Below are 16,141 nucleotides of genomic sequence, written 5' to 3' on the forward strand. Positions count from 1 at the left end.
TGGCCGTTAGGCAGCCGGCAGGCAGGCCGGGCCGAGCGGCTCGAAGCTCTTATAGGTCAGGATGAACTCCTGATGACCGAGTTCTTCCGACTTGGTCCGCCCGCCCTGCGCCAGCGAGACGACGAGGTTGCGGATCTCGGTGCCGACCTCGTCGAGGCTCGCCCGGCCTTCGAGGATGCGGCCGGCATCGACGTCCATGTCGTCGCTCATCCGGCGATAGGTCTCCGGATTGGCGCAGATCTTCACCACCGGCGAGATCGCCGAGCCGACCACCGAGCCGCGCCCGGTGACGAACAGCACGCAATGCGCGCCGCAGGCGATCAGTTCGGCGATCTCGGCATTGTCGTTGATGTTGGGGAAGCCGAAGCGGACCTCGCCATCCGGCACCACATCGAGCAGATAGAGCCCGCCGCGCGGCGGCACGTCGCCGGGCTTGAGCAGGCCGGAGATCGGCGATGCCCCCGACTTGGCATAGGCGCCCATCGACTTCTCCTCGATGGTCGAGAGCCCACCCTCGGCATTGCCGGCGGCGAAGGAACCGTAGCCGAGCGTCGCGTAGTAGCGTGCCGCCTTGGCGACCGATTTCTCCAGCTCGACGCCGAGCTCGGGCGTGATCGCGCGCGCCGCCATGATGTGCTCGCAGCCGATCAGCTCGCCGGTCTCTTCGAAAATGCAGGCGGCGCCCTCGGCGATGAGCTGATCGAAGGCGCGGCCCGCCGCCGGGTTGCCGGTGATGCCGGAGGTGCCGTCTGAGCCGCCGCAGACGGTGCCGATCACCAGTTCGCTGACCTGCATCGGCACGGTTTCGGCGCTATCCAAGGCGATACGCTGCTCCTCGACCCAGGCGCGGCCTTCCTTGATCGAGGCGCGGGTGCCGCCGGTGCCCTGGATCACGATGGTCTTCACCGGGCGGCCGGTGGCGCGCACCACCCGCTCCAGCGCGTATTTGTTGAAGCTTTCGCAGCCGAGCGAGACCAGCAGCACCGCCCCGACATTGGGATGGGTGCAGAGCTGCTCCATCATCCGCTCGGCGTAAGGGTTGGGATAGCAGCCCGGGAAGCCGATGGCGTGGACCTCATGCTCGCGCCAGGGCAGGGCGATCTCGCGCGCGACATGATGGGCGCATTCGACCAGATAGGCGACGGCGACGACGTTGCGGATGCCCTTGCGGCCGTCGCTGCGGAGATAGCCTTGCAGTCCGCTCATTGCGCCGCTCCCGCCTTGCGCTCGTCCTCGAGATGATAGGTCGGCGTGTAGTCGCTCTTCATGTTCTGGACATGGACGTGATGGCCGGCGGCGATGGCGATCGTCGCCACGCCGATCGGCGCGCCGTATTTCAGGATCTTCTCGCCGGGTGCGATGGCGCGCCGGGCGATCTTGTGGGCGAGCGCGATATCGCGGTCGATCACCGCCTGACCGGTGCCGGTCTCGATGGGCTCGCCCGCCGGCAGGCGGGTGCGCGCGACGAAGACGTTGTCGCGCGGATCGAGCAGGATCAGGCGGGGATCGTGCTGGGACATCAGAACTTGCCGAATTGCAGATAGGCCTGCTGCGGGTCGGTGCCGGCGAGGATCGCGGTGCGGACCTTGTTCTCCGCCGAGATCGCGGTCTCGGACTTCTCCAGCACTTCCTCGATGATCTCGGCCGGGATCCGGACGACACCGTCGCGGTCGGCGAGGATGTAGTCGCCCGGCCGGATCCAGACATCGCCGATCTTGATCGGTTCGTCGACTGCCTTGGGCAGCCAGACGCCGACGATGTCGCGCGGCGTATAGGCCTTGAAATAGGCCTGGAAGCCCATCTCGACCATGAATTCGGTGTCGCGCGACAGTCCGTCGATGACGCAGCCGCGCACGCCCTTGTTCTTCAGCGTCTCGGCCGAGAGCTCGCCCATCAGCGCGACTTCCTCGGTGTTCGGCTGGCAGACCCAGACATGGCCGGGCTTGGCCGCCGAGAGCAGGCCGGTCCAGCCGAGCAGGGTCTCGTGCGCGTCGAACTCGCCGGTCTTGCCTTCGACGGTGAAGGCCGGTCCGGCGAGCTTCACGCCTGGCAGCAGCGGGCGCAGCGCCGGCGGCAGGGTGAAGTCCTTCAGCCCCATGGCGCGCATCGTGTCGTGAATGATGCCGGTGTAGCAGCGTTCGAGGCGCTCGGTCAGCGTATCCGTCATGTTTCCTCCGGTGCGGCCGCTCCGGCGGCCTTGGGAGCACCTTGCGCAGAGGCGTGCACGCCGGGCAAGTGCGGATTCTGCAGCGCTGGCGTGCGTATTAAACGATTTAAATCATGATTCTCGTCATGCTCGGGCTTGACCTGAGCATCTCCTTCCGGAGGGGCTGCGTCGGCGCCCTTCTCGTCCAGAGATTCTCGGATCTGCGCTTCGCTTCGTCCGAGAATGACGCGTGACGGGGGCTTGCTGGCTCAGCCCACGCGTTCCCAGCCCTGCGGCATCAGCCGTTCCTGCGGCAGGAAACGGGCCTTGTAGGCCATCTTCGGCGAGCCCTCGACCCAGTAGCCGAGATAGACATAAGGCAGGCCGAGCTTGCGGGCACGCTCGACATGCTCCAGCACCATGAAGGTGCCGAGCGAGCGGGCTTCGAGAGCGGGATCGTAGACCGAATAAACCATCGAGAGCCCGTCGCTGAGTCGGTCCGTCAATGCGAAGGCGAAGAGATCGCCCTGGCCCCGGCCGGTGAAGCCGCTATCGGGCCCGCGCCGGCGGTATTCGATCAGGCTGGTCTCGACATGAGTATCCTCGACCATCATCGCGAAGTCGAGCGCCGACATCGTCGCCATGCCGCCATCGGGGTGACGATCGTCGAGATAGCCGCGGAACAGCGAATAATGCTCCGAGCGCGGCTGCGGCGGCAGCGCCTCGCCGATCAGGTCGCTGTTGCGCGAGGCGATCTTGCGGAAGGTGCGCGAGGGCTGGAAGTCGGCGACCACGATCCTGACAGAGATGCAGGCCCGGCAGGTCTCGCAGGCCGGCCGGTAGGCGATGCTCTGCGAGCGCCGGAAGCCGCCTTGCGAAAGCACGTCGTTGAGGTCGCGCGCCCGCGCACCGACGAGGTGCGTGAACACCTTGCGCTCCTCGCGGCCCGGCAGATAGGGGCAGGGCGTCGGCGAGGTCAGGTAGAATTGCGGGGCATCCCGCAAGGGGCGTGTCACGTCGAGGCGACTCCGGAACCGCCGAACTCAACCTGAGTTTAGCAGTCGGCGCGGCGGCAACAAGCGGCAAGCCTGCGGCGGCCGCACCGCATGGGATAACCCTCGCGCCGGTGCTAGGCTGTCTGCGTGAGAAGACCGGGAGGCCCCCGGAAACAGGGGGATCAAATGCAGGCCGAGACGGTCGCGTTGACCCAGGAGAAGGAAACCCTGCTGATCACGCTCTGGGCCAAGGCCGGCGAGAGCCTGCTGCCCGATTCCCTGCTCAAGGATCGCTTCGCCGCCGAAGCCGCAGCCTCCATCGACTATGATTTCGCCAGGCTCAAGGTCGACCGCGACCTGATGGTCGGGCTCGCCATGCGCGCCCATGCGCTCGACGGCTGGACGCGCGAGTTCCTCGCCGGCAGTCGCGACGCGCTCGTGCTGCATCTCGGCTGCGGGCTCGACAGCCGCGTCTTCCGCATCGATCCGCCTGCCGGCATCGACTGGTACGATGTCGATTACCCGGAGGTGATCGCGCTCCGGCAGAAGCTCTATCCGCCACGTACCAATTATCACCTGATCGGCTCGTCGGTGACGGAGCCGGGCTGGCTTGATGCGGTGCCGCTTGACCGCCCGGCGATGATCGTGGCCGAGGGGCTGTTGCCTTATCTTCCGGAAGAGGAGGTGCCGCTGCTGCTGGAGCGCCTGGTGCGGCATTGCCGATCGGGCGAGATCGTCTTCGACGCCTATAGCCCGCTCGGCCTCAAGCTGATCGCGCTGCAGCCCTCGATCAAGGCGACCGGCGCGGTGCTGCACTGGTCGCTGGGTGATCCCTCCGAGCTGGAGCGGCAGGTGCCGGGCCTCGAACTGGTCACCGAACTGACGGCCTATGATCCTGACGGCTACGACCCCGCGCAGATCGCCCGGATGTCGTGGCCGGCGCGCTTCGCGATGCAGTTCTTCTCGCTGATCCCGCCGCTGTCGCGCATCGGCCTGTTGCTGCGCTATCGGTTCTGACGCTGGCTCAGGCGCGAACCACCACCAGCCCGGTCAGGATGTCGTGGCCGAGGCGCCGGTCCTCGCGCACCAGCCCGCAGGCGATGTCGAGGAACCAGAGGCCGACCGTGCCGGCCGCGACATAGAAGAACAGCGCGTGCACGGCGGCTGCGAGCGCATCCGGCCGTCCGCCCGAGGCGGTTTCGACCCGAAGGCCAGCCATGCGCATGCCGAGCGTCGCCTGCTTGCGCCCGCCGATGGTGATCGCCGAATAGCCGAGCACGACGGCGATCGCCGCGCCACCGATCAGCAGCCAGGTCAGCCCGAAGGTGACGAAGCCGAGGATGCCGAGCAGGACCCAGACGATCCAGGTCAGGAAGAACAGGATGACGACGTCGCCGATCCAGGCGAACAGGCGCGAGCCGAGCACGCCGCGCGTATCCTGCTGCGGCCGGTCCTCCAGCGCGATGACCGGCGGCTGGCGATAGGACGGGTTCGACATCTCTGCTTTCCATTCTCCGGCGGGCGGAGGTGCCCGCTGAACGGTAATGTTTGATCAGCCGCCCGGTTCCGCAAGGCCGCGCGGGTAGATCCGGCGCGGCGCGAAGCCTTCCTGGCGCAGCGCTTCCTCGATCGCGGCGGTGTGCGCCTCGTCGCGGGTCTCGATGGTGACGTCGAGCATCACGCCCTTGGCCGGCACGTCGAGGAAGAGCCGGCCATGGCTGACTTCGAGGATGTTGGCACCGAGCGTACCGAACAGACTCGCGACCTTGCCGAGCAGGCCCGGCCGGTCGCTGGCAGTGAGGCGGAAGGCAGCGATGCGCTGCTCGCGTTCGAGTTCGCGCACCATGATCGCAGCGAGCAGCCGGGCGTCGATGTTGCCGCCGGAGAGCACGAGGCCGATCTTGCGGCCACGGTAGCGCTCCGGCTGCTTCAGCATCGCCGCGAGCCCGGCGGCGCCAGCGCCCTCGGCGAGCGTGTGCTGCAGCGTCGCGCAGGCGTTGACGGCGCGCTCGATCAGATCCTCGCTGACCAGCACGATGTCGGAAACCAGTTCCTTCACCACCGGCAGGGTCTGCGTGCCGACGGTCTTGACCGCGATGCCCTCGGCCAACGTCGCCCCGCCGATCGGCATCTGCGCGCCATGCACGGCATTGTGGAAGGAAGGGTAGAGCGCCGCCTCGACGCCGATCATCTCGATCGACGGCTTCAGGGCCTTGGCAGCGACGGCGTTGCCTGCCATCAGCCCGCCGCCGCCGAGCGGGATCACCAGCGCGTCGAGCTCGGGCGCTTCGCGCAGCATCTCCAGCGCGACCGTGCCCTGGCCGGCCATCACTGCCGCGTCGTCGTAGGGGTGGACGAAGACCAGACTCTTCTCGGTCGCGATCTCGCGGGCCTTCTGTGTGGATTCGTAGAGCGTTTCGCCGAACAGCACGACGTCGGCGCCATGGGCGCGGGTGTTCTCCACCTTCACCAGTGGCGTCGTCTCCGGCATCACGATCGTCGCGGGGATGCCGAAGCGTCTGGCGTGATAGGCGACCGCCTGGGCATGGTTGCCAGCGGACATGGCGATGACGCCGCGGCGCTTCTCGTTCTCGCTGAGGCTCAGCAGCTTGTTGACCGCGCCGCGTTCCTTGAAGGAGGCGGTCGCCTGCATGTTCTCGTGCTTGACGAAGATCTGCGCCCCGGTCAGCGCCGACAGGCGCGGCGCCGGCATCAGCGGCGTCTTCAGCACATGGCCTGCGATGGTCTGCGCAGCCGCCTCGATATCGGCGAAGCTGATCGCGAAGCCGCTGCCCATCGGTTACCCCGTTTTGAGATTCAGACCTGGCGCGGCGTCAGCGCGCCGTCGCCGAAGAAGCCGCCGGGGCGCAGGATCAGCGTCACGGCGAGCAAGCTATAGACCGCGATGTCGCGCTGTTCGAGCGGCATCGTCGCCGACCACAGGACTTCGAAGGCGGCGATGACGAGTCCGCCGAGACAGGCGCCGGGCACCGAGCCGATGCCGCCGAGCACGGCGGCGACCAGCGCCTTCAAGCCCAGCGTGAAGCCGCCGGAAAAGCCCATCCCGCCATAGATCACGGTGACGATGACGCCGGCCGCGCCGCAGATGGCGCAGGCGATGATCAGCGCCCGGTCGTGCACGGCGCCGGGATCGATCCCGAACAGCGAGGCGGTCCTGGCGTCGTCGGAGACGGCGCGCCAGGCTCGGCCATAGGCGGAGCGGGCGAGGTAGAGGATGAGGCAGGTCGCTGCGCTGAAGCCGAGACCCGCCATGGCGAGCGAGACCGGCGTCGTCGTGACGATGAACTGCTCGGCACGAGCCAGCGGCAGCGGCTCGTTGAACACCGGCGGCAACCAGCGCAGCTCGGCGCCCTGAGCGAGGCGCAGATATTCCGAGAGCGCGATGGCGAGCCCGATCGTCGCGATCAGCACCTGCTGGCCGTTGCGCTTGTCGAGATGGCGCAGCACGAAGCGGCCCATGGCGAAGCCGTGGAAAGCTGCGACGGCGATCGCGACGGCGAAGGCGATGAACAGGCCCGAGACCGGCGTCGAGATCGAGAGCGACAGCAGCAGTGCGACGCCTACCACCGCTGCCAGCGCGCCCAGCGCCGAGAATTCGCCGAAGGTCAGGATGATCCGGCCGTTGAGCCCGTAGATCAGGGCATAGGCGCTGGCGAGCAGCGCGTAGATCGCGGCCGAGGGCAGGGCGGCGAGCCCCTGCTGCAGGCCATAGGCGAGGCCGGGCGACAGGCTGATGAGGTCGGCGCCGGGCGCGGTCCCCGGGTCGACCGGCGGCTCCGCCTTGTATTCGAGGTAGAAGCGCCGCAGCAGCAGGAAGCTCGCATCCGTCATAGGCACGCCGTCCGAGGCGAGCCCCGCCAGCGCGCCGCGCTGCAGCGTGGTGCCTTCGCCGGCGAAGATGCAGTCGATGGTGCGCCGGCGTGGCTGGGCATCCGGCGCCTGCGCCCGGTAGGTGATCCGCAGGATGTCGGCGCGTGGGCCGGTGCCGGTGCCTTCGATGGTGATGACGGTATCGGTCGGGTTCAGCGCCGGGATCGCCAGCCGGCAGGCGCGGATCTGGTCGGTGTCGAAGCGCCCGCAGGCAGCGAGCGCGAGGCAGAGCAGAATCGACGTGAGCAGGGCGCGCATCGCGGCGCACGCTAGCCTGCTTCACGGCGGGGCGGAACACGGCTTATGCCAAGCGTCACGCTCGGGCTCGACCCGAGCATCTCTTTCAGGAGATTCTCGGGTCTGCGCTTCACTTCGCCCGAGAGTGACGGTGGGTTATGCGCGTTCCTTCAGCATCTTCGCCACCCGCGGCGCGAAATAGGTCAGCACGCCGTCGGCGCCGGCGCGCTTGAAGGCGAGCAGGCTCTCCAGCATCGCCTTGTCGCCGTCGAGCCAGCCATTATTGGCTGCCGCCATGATCATCGCGTACTCGCCGGAGACCTGATAGGCGAAGGTCGGGACACGGAAGGTGTCCTTCACCCGGGCGATCACGTCGAGATAGGGCAGGCCGGGCTTGACCATCACCATGTCGGCGCCCTCTTCGAGGTCGAGCGCGACCTCGGCGATCGCCTCGTCGGTGTTGGCCGGGTCCATCTGATAGGTGCGCTTGTCGCCGATCAGCGTGGCGTTGGTGCCGATCGCGTCGCGGAACGGGCCGTAATAGGCCGAAGCGTACTTGGCCGAATAGGCCATGATCTGCACGTCCTCATGGCCGTCGGCATCGAGCGCGGCGCGGATCGCGCCGACGCGCCCGTCCATCATGTCGGAGGGCGCGATCACGTCGGCGCCGGCCTCGGCCAGGGCCAGGGCCTGCCGGACGAGGATGCCGACGCTCGGGTCATTTAGTATCCGCTCGCCGTCCATCACGCCGTCATGGCCGTGCGAGGTGTAGGGGTCGAGCGCCGCGTCGCAGATGATGCCGATCTCCGGAACCGCCGTCTTGATCGCGCGAACCGCGCGGCACATCAGGTTACGGCTGTTGAGCGCTTCCGAGCCGGTCTCGTCGCGCAAGGCGCGGTCGACATAAGGGAAGGGCGCGATCGCCGGGACGCCGAGCCTGGCCGCAGCTTCAGCCTGGCGCACGGCTTCGTCGATGTTGAGCCGGTCGACGCCCGGCATCCAGGCGACCGGCGAGACGGCTTCCGCGGAATCGATCAGGAAGATCGGCCAGATCAGGTCGTCGGTGGTCAGGCGGTTCTCGCGCACAAGCCGGCGCGACCACTCGGCCTTGCGGTTGCGGCGCATGCGACGGGTCAGGCCGAGCGCGTCCGTCATCGCGGCCGCAGCCTCTGCCTTCCGCTCCTGCGGTGCAGGGAAGGGGCGCACAACCTTGGATGCCATCGACGTCTCCGCTTCCAACGCGATATCTGCTTGCCGGCGATGCTTTAACACATCGGAACGATTCCAAAACAGTCGCGATGGTCGCAGCCCGCGAGAGCCGGCCAGAGCGACGCAAGCCTGCCCGGCGTGTTGATTGACGAAGGTTGCGCGATGCGGACGGAGCTTGTTGCTTTCACCATGTTGGCCGGAATGCTTGCCGCCACGGTCGCGGGGGCCGAAGTGACGCGTCGCGATGCGATCGAGGCGCAAACGGCAAGCGCTCTCGCCTCCGCTGACTATGCCGAGCGCCATTGCCCGTCGCTGCGTCTCGGCCAGGACACGCTCGACAAGAATTTGCGCGAGATCAAAGGCACGCTCGCCGGTCTGCGCGCCACCGAAAGCTATGCCGAGCAGGTCGCGGCGCTGCGTTCGATCGAGCAGAGCCACGGCCGGGCGATGGTCTGCGTGGTCCTGCCCAAGGCCCATGGCGGCTATGGCCGGGGCATCGTCACCGTGCGCTGAGCCCCGGACGGGGCAGAGCCGGCGCTCGCGTTGACAAGCCGGGTCCCGCCTTCCAGAACCGGCTCAAGCATCGGTTTGAGGCGGGCATGACGCAGGATCAGGACATCATCTGTGAACGGCGCGGCAGCGCCGGCTTCGTCCTCCTCAACCGGCCGAAGGCGCTGAACGCGCTCAATCTCGGCATGGTCCGCGAGCTGGCCAGTGCGCTCGACGTCTGGGAGCACGATCCTGCCGTGACGCGCATCGTCGTCACCGGCGCCGGCGAGAAGGCCTTCTGCGCCGGCGGCGACATCCGCAGCCTGCATGATCTCGGCAAGGCCGGTCAGTATGATGAGATGCTCGCCTTCTGGCGCGAGGAATATATCCTCAACGCCCGTATCCAGAGTTATCCCAAGCCCTATGTCGCACTGGTCGACGGCATCGTCATGGGTGGCGGCGTCGGGCTCTCCTTGCATGGCAGCCATCGCGTCGCCGGCGAGCGCTGGCTCTTCGCCATGCCGGAGGTCGGCATCGGCTTCTTCCCCGATGTCGGCGCGACCTATGCCCTGCCGCGGCTGCCCGATCACGCCGGCACCTATCTCGCACTGACCGGCGACCGCGTCGGCCAGGCCGATGCGCTGGCGCTCGGGCTTGCTACGCATGCGGCTCCCTCAGCACGCATGGCCGAGCTTGCGGAAGCGCTGACGGGCACCGAGCCGGTCGATGCGGTGCTCGCCCGTTTCGCTATCGATCCCGGACCGGGCAAGCTCGCGCCGGAGCGCGCGACGATCGCGCATTGCTTCGGGGCGACGACGCTGCCGGAGGTGCTCGGCCGGCTCGACGCCAAGGCGGCCGCCGGCGATGCCTTTGCCGCCAAGGCGCTCGCCACCATTCGGGCGAAGTCGCCGACCAGCGTCGCCATCGCCTTCGAACAGATGCGCCGCGGCGCCTCGCTCGGCTTCGCCGAGGCGATGCAGCTCGAGTTCCGTATTGTCTCGCGCATTCCGCATGGCCACGACTTCTACGAGGGCGTGCGCGCCGTTGTGATCGACAAGGACCAGGCGCCGACCTGGCGGCCGCAGACGCTGGAGGAACTCGACCCGGCGGCGGTGGCGGCCTATTTCGCGCCGCTCGGCAAGACCGAGCTGGTGTTGGGCAACTGAGATGGCGGTCCTGCGCGACGGCGAGGTTCTGCGCGGCCCGGCTCAAGTGGGCGAGGCCAAGAAGCGCGGCATACGCTGGCGGCTGATCCTGGTCTGGCTGCTGCGCCTGCTCTCGGTGATCTGGATCGGCAAGGGCCTGATGCACTGGGCGACGATCCTCGGCCTCGGGCTGGTCTTCGAGCCGGGCCCCGCCTTCGAGACGCGCCCGCTGACCTTCCAGGCGATAACCGTCTATTTCGCGGTCTTCGATCTCGTCGCCGGCGTCGGCCTCTGGCTGACCGCGACCTGGGGCGGCGTGCTCTGGCTGCTCGCTGCCGTCAGCCAGCTACTGCTCGGCTTCTTCTTCCCGCGCTGGCTGACGCTCTCACCCGTGTTGATCGGCACCTATGTCGGGCTGATGCTGACCTATTTCCTCGCCACCTGGGCGGCCGAGAATCAGGAATCCTGAGCCCGCCCGCCTGCCTCGAATACGGTAGGCCGAGGTAAGAATCGCTTTAGCTTAAGAGACTTCCGGTTCATTTTGGATTCACCCAAATGGGTAAATCCCTGATTCATCCTGATATTTAAACTCGTTTTCATCCGCCCCGCCTATGGTGTCTTTCAGAAGCGGACCGGGAGACAAATCCTGGCCGGTAATCAACAGGCGGGATATTACCATGAAGAGCAATGTAAAGACTGTGGAGCCGGCCGCGTCCGAAGAGGTTCAGCTCAAGGTGAAGCCGCTTTACCTTGAGTCCCTCACCTTGGTCGAGCGGCTGCATCGCCGACTGCTCGACGTGATCAAGGACGAGTTCGAGCGCCGCAACCGCGACGACGTCAACAGCGTGCAGGCGCTGCTCCTCTACAATATCGGCGACGCCGAGCTCTCGGCCAGCGAGCTGCGCACCCGCGGATACTACCTCGGCTCGAACGTCTCCTACAACGTCAAGAAGCTGGTCGAGCTCGGCTTCCTGCACCATGCCCGTTCGCGGATCGACCGTCGCTCGGTGCGCATCAGCCTGACCGACAAGGGCCGCGAGGTGCACCACATCGTCAAGGGCGTCTACGACAAGCATGTCCGCACGGTCGAGCAGATCGGCGGCATTGCGGCCGACGACTTCGAGCGGATGAACAACGCCCTGCTGCGCCTCGAGCGCTTCTGGACCGACCAGATCCGCTACAAGCTCTGAGGGGCAGGGCGCTCCGCCCTGCTCGACAGGATTTCCCGCAGCGCGCTTCGGCCTTTCGGCCGGGGCGCGTGCGCCTGTTTCTTTCCGGCAACAGTGATTTCTCTTCGGCCAACAGCGATCAAACCCGCGTGAGCGCGACGCATCGCCGCCCTAAAAATGCCGCGCTCATCATGAGCTGTTAACTGTGGTAAGGGATCGTCCCCAGCGACCGGCCGTGGCAGATGCCCGGCCGAAGGGGCGGGTCGCGTCCCGCTCCGGTGATATGCGAAGTCCAAGGGGTAACGATCGATGCCGAATATCTGCCTGACCCGCCGCGAGACGGTTCTGGCCATGCTCTCGACTGCTGCCGCCGGCGTCAGCCTGCCGGCTTTCGCCCAGCAGGCCGAGTGGCGCCAGAGCTATGATGCCGGCTCGCGCAACGCCGTCCAGCGTTCCTCGACGCCAATGCTCTCACCGGCCGCCCTGGCTGCGACCGAGCAGGCCGTCGAAACCTATCGGGCGCTCGCCGCGCGTGGCGGCTGGCCGACCTTGCAGGTCAGTGAGCGTCTCTCCGTCGGCTCGCGGGGCCCGAGCGTCGTGGCGTTGCGCCAGCGCCTGATCGTCACCGGCGATCTCGATGCTTCCGCCGGCGACAGCAACATCTACGATTCCTATGTCGAGGGCGGCGTGCGCCGCTTCCAGTCGCGCATGGGCCTGTCGACCACCGGCAGCATCAACCGCGCGACGCTGGCTGCGCTCAACGTGCCGGTCGACCGGCGCATCCGCCAGCTCGAGACCAATATCGTGCGCCTGCGCACCTGGTCGGGCAATCTCGGCAACCGCTATGTCGTGGCGAACATCCCGGCCGCGGCGGTCGAGACGGTCGAGAACGGCCATGTCGCGACCCGCCATGCCGCCGGCGTCGGCAAGATCGACCGCCAGTCGCCGCTGCTGCAGACCAAGATCCCCGAGGTCAATTTCAACCCGACCTGGACGGTGCCTGCTTCGATCATCCGCAAGGATCTGATCCCGAAGATGCGCAAGGAGCCGGGCTACCTCACCGAGAACAAGATCCGCATCATCGGGCCGAGCGGCGAGATCGCGCCCGAGCGCGTCAACTGGAACTCGGACGAGGCGACCCGCTACACCTTCCGCCAGGATCCCGGCGGCGAGTTCAATTCGCTCGGCTTCGTGCGCATCAACATTCCGAGCCCGCACGGCGTCTACATGCACGACACGCCGTCGAAGGGCATTTTCGGCGACGATTTCCGCTTCGTCTCCTCGGGCTGCATCCGCGTCCAGAACGTGCGCGACTACATCGCCTTCCTGCTCAAGGAGACGCCCGGCTGGGATCGCGCCAAGATCGACGAGACCATCGCCTCGGGCGAGCGCGTCAACGCCCGCATCGCCAATCCGGTGCCGTGCTACTGGGTCTACATCACCGCCTGGGCGACGCCCGATGGCGGCGTGCAGTTCCGCGACGACATCTACAACAAGGACGGCCTCGGCCCGGCGGCGGTTGCCGCCCTGCAAGGCGACCAGGACATCTGAGCAGTCACTACGAAGTGCTCGAAACTATAAGGCCCGCCGTTGACCGGCGGGCCTTTTCTATTTGAGCCCTCATCCTGAGGAGCCGCCCTCGGGTCCGGCTTTTGGCCGGCCCAAGGATAAACTCCGCGGCGTCTCGAAGGATGTTTCAGGAGGCTCCCGAAACACCTGGACCATCCTTCGAGACGGCCCTTCGGGCCTCCTCAGGATGAAAGCTGAGGAAAGTGTTCAGCTCTGGCTACTTTCGCCAGCTCGGCCAGATTGGCGGCGACGCAGCTGGCGAAGGCTCGCGTCCCGAGCGGGCCGCCGAGATCGCGCGTGCGCAGCTCCGGCGCCTTGATCGTCAGGTCGATCGCCTGCTCGATCGCCTGCGCAGCCTGCAGCAGGGCAGGGGCCTGCCGCCGCTCGCCGAGCCAGGCGAGCAGCATCGCGGCCGAGCCGATCAGCGAGGCCGGGTTGGCGAGGTCGCGACCGGCGATGTCGGGCGCCGAGCCGTGCTGAGCCTGCGCCACCGCGTGATCTTCGCCGGCGTTGAGCGAGGCGGCGAGACCGAGGCTGCCGGAGATCTCCGAGGCCTGGTCGGAGAGGATGTCGCCGAACATGTTGGTGGTGACGATCACGTCGAAGACGCTGGCGTCGCGCACCAGCAGCGCCGCCATCGCATCGATGATCTTCTCGTCATATTCGACATCTGGGTAACGCGCGGCGACCGAGCGCACGCATTCAAGGAAGAGCCCGTCGGAGATGCGCAGCACATTGGCTTTATGCACGGCCGTCACTTTGCGCCGCCGCTGGCGGGCCAGCGCGAAGGCGCTCTCGGCGATCCGCAGCGAGGCCTGCCGCGTCACCTTGCGGAAGGACATGGCGAGGTCCGGCGTCGGCATGATCTCGCCGGGGCCGAGATGCATCGAGCGGTCGGAATAGAAGCCTTCGGTGTTCTCGCGCACCATCACGAGGTCGAGCGGCTTGCCGCAGCGTGGCGCGAAACCCTCGCGCGAGCGGGCCGGGCGGATATTGGCGTAGAGGTCGAGCCGCTTGCGCAACTGCCCGGACGGGTTGAGCCCGCCCTTCTCTGCCGGCGGATACTCGTTGTGCGAGACCGGGCCGAGAATGACCCCGTCCGTTCGCTTCGCGGCTTCCAGGACGGTCTCGGGAAAGGTCGTGCCCTGGTTCTTCAGCGCCGAAAACCCGATCTCGGCACGCTCATAGCCGGCCTTGAAGCCGAACAGTGCGCTAGCCGCGTCGAGCACCTTGCAGGTCGCCGCCGCGATCTCGGGGCCGATGCCGTCCCCTTCGAGGACAAGCAGGCGCAGGGCAGGGGGTGTCGCGTCGGTCATGGTGGGTCGTTCCGGGTCGAATGGGGCTGGGATGGCGCAGCTGAGTGAGATCGTCACTCGATCTTGATGTCGGCCTCGGCGACGACCTTCGACCACTTCTCGCGCTCGGCCTTGACGAAGGTGGCGAACTCGGCCGGCGTGTTGCCGATCGGCTGGGCGCCTTCGAGTTCGAGGTTCTTGCGGACCTCTGGCAGGTTGATGATGGTCGCGACCTCGCTGCGCAGTCTGTCGATGATCGCCTGCGAGGTGCCCTTGCGCACGAAGACGCCGTACCAGCCGCTCGCCTCGTAGCCAGGCACGCCGGCTTCCGCGAGTGTCGGCACCTGCGGCAGGGCCGGCGCACGCTCGGCGGTGGTGACGGCGAGCGCCTTGAGGCCGCCGCCGTGCACATGGCCGATCGCCGAGGGCAGCGTCGCGAACATCATCGGGATATGCCCGCCGATGAGGTCGTTCAACGCCGGGCCGGCGCCGCGATAGGGCGCGTGCTTCAGCTTGACGCCTGCCATCAGCTCGAACAGCGCCGTGGCGATGTGGTTGGCCGAGCCGTGCCCGGCCGTGCCGTAGGTCATTCCCTCAGGCTGCGCCTTGGCGAGCGCGATCAATTCGGCGACCGAGTTGGCCTTGACCGAAGGATGCACCAGCAGGAGCAGCGGCGCCTTGGCGATCAGCGTCACCGGCTCCAGCACCTCGGCTGGGTCGTATTTCAGATTCTTGAACAGGCTCGGATTGACCGCCATCGGGCCGATATTGCTGATCAGAACGGTGTAGCCGTCGGCCGGAGCCTGCGCCGCCGCGGTGGTACCGAGATTGCCGCCGGCCCCAGCGCGGTTCTCGACGACGACGCCGACCCCGAGACGTTCCTGCAGCTTCTGCGCGACGGCCCGCGCGATCACGTCGGTGCCGCCGCCGGCGGCATAGGGCACGACCATGCTGATCGGCTTGCTCGGCCAGTCCTGCGCCTTCGCGGCGAGGGTGGATGTGGCAGCGAATGCAGCCGCGAGCAGGAGCTTCGTGATCCGGCGTGACAAGGCGACCTCCCATAGTGTTTTCATTTTTAGTATACCGAAGTATGCTGAAATGAGTGATGAGGGCAAGCGTTGATTTCGGCGCGGGGGCGGGCGATCACCGAAGCTGGCGGTTTGGAGCGGGAGAGGGTGCGGTTTGACGGTGTTCGCGGATGTCCAGCCGGCGCGCTCGCTTGCGGGCCAGGCCTATGAGCGCCTGCGCGAGGCGATCGATGCCGGTGAACTCAAGCCCGGCATGCGCCTGCGCGAGGAGGATCTCGCCGCGCGTCTCGAAATGAGCCGCACGCCCTTGCGCGAGGCGGTGCGCCGGCTCGAGGCCGAGGGTTTCTTCACCCGGGACTCCCGCACGCTTGTGGTCATGACGCTCGATCACCAGGCGGTGTCCGAGCTTTATGCGATGCGTGAGGTGCTGGAGGGGACGGTCGCCGCCTTCGCCGCCCGCCACGCTTCGGAGGGTGAAGTCGCGTTGCTGCGCGACCTGCATGAGATCGAGGCCGGGTTGCTCGCCCGCCCACCGGAACTCGCACGCCACAATGAGCGCTTTCATTCGGCGCTCTATGGCGCGGCGCATAACCGCTATCTGCTGAAGGCCCTGAACGCGCTGCGCGATGCGCGCGCCTTGCTCGGTGCTTCGACATTGCTCGATGTCGACCGGGCAGCGCAGGCGCATGCCGAGCATGACGCCATCGTCTCGGCGGTGGAAGCTCGCGACCCTGCCAAGGCGGAAGCCGCCGCCCGCGATCACATCAGGGCGGCCGGCCGGGAGCGGCTGCGGCGGCTGGTACAGGCGAGCTGACTCGCCCGCGAACGGTTCGGGTCACGCCAGGTTGTCGGCGATCAGAAAGCCGAGCAGCGAGATGCACGCCATCACCACTGAGATTTCCAGAAGACTGAAGCCCATTGCCGCCTCCACCGCTGGGGAGGCAACGCGGCGAGCCCGCCTTGGTTCC

17 protein-coding genes are annotated in these 16,141 nt (G+C 67.2%); 7 read left to right on the plus strand and 10 right to left on the minus strand.

Annotation, left to right across the window (positions count from 1 at the left end):
- Nucleotides 1-6 precede the first annotated feature (6 nt).
- The 4 genes from ACQKLX_RS10755 to ACQKLX_RS10770 form a co-directional block, all read right to left on the minus strand.
- Nucleotides 7-1,206 (minus strand): UxaA family hydrolase, encoded by a 1,200-nt coding sequence (locus ACQKLX_RS10755; RefSeq protein WP_427361571.1) that lies wholly within the window; start codon nucleotides 1,204-1,206, stop codon nucleotides 7-9.
- Entirely contained in the window at nucleotides 1,203-1,520 is a 318-nt protein-coding gene (locus tag ACQKLX_RS10760) for a UxaA family hydrolase (RefSeq protein WP_427361572.1), read from the minus strand. The genes ACQKLX_RS10755 and ACQKLX_RS10760 overlap by 4 nt, the downstream gene beginning before the upstream one ends.
- Nucleotides 1,520-2,167 carry an RraA family protein gene (locus ACQKLX_RS10765; protein ID WP_427361573.1) on the minus strand — a complete coding sequence of 216 codons (648 nt, stop codon included), beginning with the start codon at nucleotides 2,165-2,167 and terminating at the stop codon, nucleotides 1,520-1,522. Before ACQKLX_RS10765 ends, ACQKLX_RS10760 begins: the two co-directional genes overlap by 1 nt.
- Before the next feature lie 248 nt (nucleotides 2,168-2,415).
- Nucleotides 2,416-3,162, minus strand: a complete 747-nt coding sequence (locus ACQKLX_RS10770) for an arginyltransferase (protein WP_427361574.1) — start codon at nucleotides 3,160-3,162, stop codon at nucleotides 2,416-2,418.
- A 165-nt stretch (nucleotides 3,163-3,327) separates the two neighbouring features.
- Between ACQKLX_RS10770 and ACQKLX_RS10775 the strand changes: the two genes are divergently transcribed.
- Nucleotides 3,328-4,158 carry a class I SAM-dependent methyltransferase gene (locus ACQKLX_RS10775; RefSeq protein ID WP_427361575.1) on the plus strand — a complete coding sequence of 277 codons (831 nt, stop codon included), beginning with the start codon at nucleotides 3,328-3,330 and terminating at the stop codon, nucleotides 4,156-4,158.
- Between the two features lie 7 nt (nucleotides 4,159-4,165).
- Here ACQKLX_RS10775 and ACQKLX_RS10780 read toward each other — a convergent pair whose 3' ends face one another.
- The 4 genes from ACQKLX_RS10780 to hemB all read right to left on the minus strand — a co-directional run bounded on the left by ACQKLX_RS10780 (nucleotide 4,166) and on the right by hemB (nucleotide 8,424).
- The gene (locus ACQKLX_RS10780) at nucleotides 4,166-4,639 is read right to left on the minus strand and encodes an RDD family protein (RefSeq protein WP_427361576.1); all 474 of its coding nucleotides are present in this window, start codon (nucleotides 4,637-4,639) and stop codon (nucleotides 4,166-4,168) included.
- Between the two features lie 54 nt (nucleotides 4,640-4,693).
- Complete coding sequence (locus ACQKLX_RS10785; RefSeq protein ID WP_427361577.1) at nucleotides 4,694-5,938, minus strand: threonine ammonia-lyase; 1,245 nt, start codon at nucleotides 5,936-5,938, stop codon at nucleotides 4,694-4,696.
- Between the two features lie 20 nt (nucleotides 5,939-5,958).
- A complete protein-coding gene (locus ACQKLX_RS10790) occupies nucleotides 5,959-7,290 on the minus strand; it encodes a branched-chain amino acid ABC transporter permease (RefSeq protein WP_427361578.1) in 1,332 nt (443 codons plus the stop codon).
- 135 nt (nucleotides 7,291-7,425) lie between these two features.
- Nucleotides 7,426-8,424, minus strand: a complete 999-nt coding sequence (hemB, locus tag ACQKLX_RS10795; RefSeq protein WP_427361685.1) for a porphobilinogen synthase — start codon at nucleotides 8,422-8,424, stop codon at nucleotides 7,426-7,428.
- Nucleotides 8,425-8,667: 243 nt separating this feature from the next.
- On the opposite strand from hemB, the gene ACQKLX_RS10800 reads away from it, so the two are divergent.
- The 5 genes from ACQKLX_RS10800 (at nucleotide 8,668) to ACQKLX_RS10820 (ending at nucleotide 12,832) form a co-directional block, all read left to right on the plus strand.
- Nucleotides 8,668-8,991: a hypothetical protein gene (locus tag ACQKLX_RS10800; protein ID WP_427361579.1), complete on the plus strand. Its 324-nt coding sequence runs from the start codon at nucleotides 8,668-8,670 to the stop codon at nucleotides 8,989-8,991.
- 86 nt (nucleotides 8,992-9,077) lie between these two features.
- A complete protein-coding gene (locus ACQKLX_RS10805; RefSeq protein WP_427361580.1) occupies nucleotides 9,078-10,133 on the plus strand; it encodes an enoyl-CoA hydratase/isomerase family protein in 1,056 nt (351 codons plus the stop codon).
- 1 nt (nucleotide 10,134) lies between these two features.
- Nucleotides 10,135-10,581 (plus strand): DUF6163 family protein, encoded by a 447-nt coding sequence (locus tag ACQKLX_RS10810; RefSeq protein WP_427361581.1) that lies wholly within the window; start codon nucleotides 10,135-10,137, stop codon nucleotides 10,579-10,581.
- Between the two features lie 208 nt (nucleotides 10,582-10,789).
- Nucleotides 10,790-11,302 (plus strand): transcriptional regulator LdtR, encoded by a 513-nt coding sequence (gene ldtR / locus ACQKLX_RS10815; protein ID WP_427361582.1) that lies wholly within the window; start codon nucleotides 10,790-10,792, stop codon nucleotides 11,300-11,302.
- A gap of 288 nt (nucleotides 11,303-11,590) precedes the next feature.
- The gene (locus ACQKLX_RS10820) at nucleotides 11,591-12,832 is read left to right on the plus strand and encodes a L,D-transpeptidase family protein (protein WP_427361583.1); all 1,242 of its coding nucleotides are present in this window, start codon (nucleotides 11,591-11,593) and stop codon (nucleotides 12,830-12,832) included.
- Nucleotides 12,833-13,032: 200 nt separating this feature from the next.
- Here the strand turns inward: ACQKLX_RS10820 and ACQKLX_RS10825 are convergent, their stop codons facing one another.
- Together ACQKLX_RS10825 and ACQKLX_RS10830 are read right to left on the minus strand one after the other, a co-directional pair.
- The gene (locus tag ACQKLX_RS10825) at nucleotides 13,033-14,166 is read right to left on the minus strand and encodes an isocitrate/isopropylmalate dehydrogenase family protein (RefSeq protein WP_427361584.1); all 1,134 of its coding nucleotides are present in this window, start codon (nucleotides 14,164-14,166) and stop codon (nucleotides 13,033-13,035) included.
- Nucleotides 14,167-14,219: 53 nt separating this feature from the next.
- Nucleotides 14,220-15,194, minus strand: a complete 975-nt coding sequence (locus ACQKLX_RS10830) for a Bug family tripartite tricarboxylate transporter substrate binding protein (RefSeq protein WP_427361585.1) — start codon at nucleotides 15,192-15,194, stop codon at nucleotides 14,220-14,222.
- A gap of 139 nt (nucleotides 15,195-15,333) precedes the next feature.
- On the opposite strand from ACQKLX_RS10830, the gene ACQKLX_RS10835 reads away from it, so the two are divergent.
- Nucleotides 15,334-15,987 (plus strand): GntR family transcriptional regulator, encoded by a 654-nt coding sequence (locus ACQKLX_RS10835; RefSeq protein ID WP_427361686.1) that lies wholly within the window; start codon nucleotides 15,334-15,336, stop codon nucleotides 15,985-15,987.
- Nucleotides 15,988-16,141: the final 154 nt, after the last annotated feature.

The organism is Allobosea sp. NPDC003192, from assembly GCF_050275675.1.
Classification (GTDB): domain Bacteria; phylum Pseudomonadota; class Alphaproteobacteria; order Rhizobiales; family Beijerinckiaceae; genus Allobosea.